This window comes from Microbacterium sp. 18062 (assembly GCF_902706225.1).
Classification (GTDB): Bacteria; Actinomycetota; Actinomycetes; order Actinomycetales; family Microbacteriaceae; genus Microbacterium.
In genome coordinates, this window is record NZ_CACSKB010000595.1 from 1 (window position 1) to 401 (window position 401).

General features: G+C 64.8%; 1 protein-coding gene. It reads right to left on the bottom strand.

Annotated features, from left to right (window positions below):
* Positions 1-6: 6 nt before the first annotated feature.
* The gene (locus tag GVL03_RS21385) at positions 7-246 is read right to left on the bottom strand and encodes a chaperone modulator CbpM (protein WP_200847424.1); all 240 of its coding nucleotides are present in this window, start codon (positions 244-246) and stop codon (positions 7-9) included.
* Positions 247-401 lie beyond the last annotated feature (155 nt).

Below are 401 nucleotides of genomic sequence, written 5' to 3' on the forward strand. Positions count from 1 at the left end.
GTTTCCCTACCCCACCCGCAACTGATCCACGAGGTGCAGAATCACGGGCACGGCTTCGTCGTTCACGCCGAGATCCTCTTTCAGAGTAGCGATCAGCCGCAAACGCGCGAGATCGAGCTCATCGAGCTCCGCTTCCGCGGGATATGCCGGCACGACCCAGTGCGCGCGCAAGCACTCCACCACGAAGCCCTGCTCCACTCCCGCCTCCTCGCACGCCTCCACGATGGTGTACCTGCGCAGCTTCACGAAACCTTCCTTTCCCGCTTCGCGGCCCAGGCCCGTACGGCCGCTTCGAGCTCGGGATCCGCTTCCGCCGGCAGCGCAACCTGCACGCGCACGAAGAGATCGCCACGCTTGCCGCCTCGTTCCGGAAGCCCCTTGCCCGGAATGCGAATTCGTTT